Source organism: Methanosalsum natronophilum, from assembly GCF_024808815.1.
Lineage (GTDB): Archaea > Halobacteriota > Methanosarcinia > Methanosarcinales > Methanosarcinaceae > Methanosalsum > Methanosalsum natronophilum.
The window spans coordinates 1-1,878 of record NZ_JANUCS010000036.1 but is presented as its reverse complement, the minus strand read 5'-3'; the positions used below and the strand labels follow the sequence as shown (position 1 = coordinate 1,878).

Genomic DNA, 1,878 nt, shown 5'->3' with positions numbered 1-1,878 from the left:
AGATTACTGAACGTTTCTTTAGAAACCGCAGAACGATGGTATTCCCTCCATCCAACTATAATAGGGTTGAGTATCTTAATTAGAGAATATTGGGGCAAAGCCTTTCCATTCTTAATCACGTTACTTATATTCTTTGTGATTGTTGCAATGGATTTGTAGGAGGGTTTTATCAGGAGTTTACCATTGTATTTCCTGAAATTCCAGCCTAAAAAGTCAAATCCAGTATCTATATGGGTAATAAGAGTTTTAGCTAGAGATAACTCCAGTCCTCTTTCCTCTAGAAATAATCTAATAATATCAGCAATATCCCTGGCTACTTCCTCTGAATCTGCAGTAACAATAAAATCATCTGCATATCTCACAAAATTAACTTTATGTGGGTTGTATCTGGTTTTCCGGATAGTTTCCTTTTTAGTAGTGTGGTATTTAGATGCAATCGCATCTTCAATACCATCCAACGTCATATTTGCCAATGTGGGAGATATAATGCCACCTTGCGCAGTGCCTGCTTTGGTGGGATTCAGATGTCTGTTATAAACAAAACCAGCCTTAAGGAATTGATTTAATATTGATTTATCTAAAGGGATGTTGTTCGAGAGCCATTTATGATTTATGTTATCAAAGCACCCTTTAATGTCACCTTCCAGAATCCATTGAGCGGATTTTCTTTTACTTAAGCACAAAAATAGTTGAGACCTTGCATCTTGTGCACTTCTATTTTTACGAAAACCAAAAGACCTTGTATCTGCTGTAGTTTCTGCTATCGGGTTTAGAGCAAAGGAATATAAGGATTGCATTGCCCTATCATACATTGTAGGAATGCTTAATGGTCTCTTTTTCTTAGTCCCATGTTTGGATATATACATTCGCCGAAGTGGTTTGGCTTTGTATTTCTTATCTGAGAGCTTTAGAACAGCTTTCATTTTAGAATTAGGTGTTGTCCACTTTTCTCCGTCAATTCCTGCTGTTCTTTTACCTTTATTTTGTGTTACCCTCTTTACTGCTAGTAATTTTGCAGAGAAGGAGTGGGTAAGCAAGTATTGTAATCTTTTAACTAAATGCCACTTATGTTGTCTAACCGCTTTTACAATCCGGGTTTGCAGCTTATTAACATTATGTTCTACTGATTTCCAGTTGATATGTTCCCATTTGACTGGGGTTGGTCTGTCTACAAGCCTCTCACTTAAAGGTGTCTTTGAGTATCTTGTATTCATAAGTTTGCCTCCTTTCATGTAATAGAATACTTACGGCAAGTCAGCTCCTTTTCAGGATAAGGCATATGTTTAGCCTCTATACAATCCATTACAGATTGCCATTCGCTTTTTACCGTTTCCTCTATCCCCTATGCTATTGTTACCCCTCACGAGGTTCCTACCCAATTGATGGGAGCATATGAGACTTACCAAGTTCTATAACAAGAATAATTATGAATACCTTAGAAGCCATCTATAAACCGAGAATACTTCGTCCATTTCCCATTATGTTGGACCACCATAATGGTCTGATTCTGCACCTTTTGGTTCAAGCGTGTCAACCTAATTTCGCTTGTTCCTCGTAACGATTCTTGCAATGGTTCAACTTTCTTTCTTCTTAGTATTCTTATCCTAACAGTTTGTTTGAATTAGATTTTCAAACATTCCATATTGTCCTATGAGCTTCACACCCTGAAGTTACCCTCAACGCATGCCATAGTAGGATTACCTCAAATGGAAGAGGTAGCTATCTTTGCAATTCATGTTATAGTTTCTTGTCGCACGGTCCAGTCGAGATTTATATTAGTATATTCAAAATCATACGTTAAGAATATCCTATCTTGAATATCAGAAATGATCTCTAGTCGATTGTTTCCTATAGTTTCAAGAACTCTGTACAGAGTTC

1 protein-coding gene is annotated in these 1,878 nt (G+C 37.0%); it reads right to left on the bottom strand.

The features are described 5' to 3' along the window. On the bottom strand, positions 1–1,214 hold a 1,214-nt coding region (ltrA, locus tag J2T59_RS10140; RefSeq protein ID WP_259135824.1), incomplete at its 3' end, for a group II intron reverse transcriptase/maturase. Between the last annotated feature and the right edge of the window lie 664 nt (positions 1,215–1,878).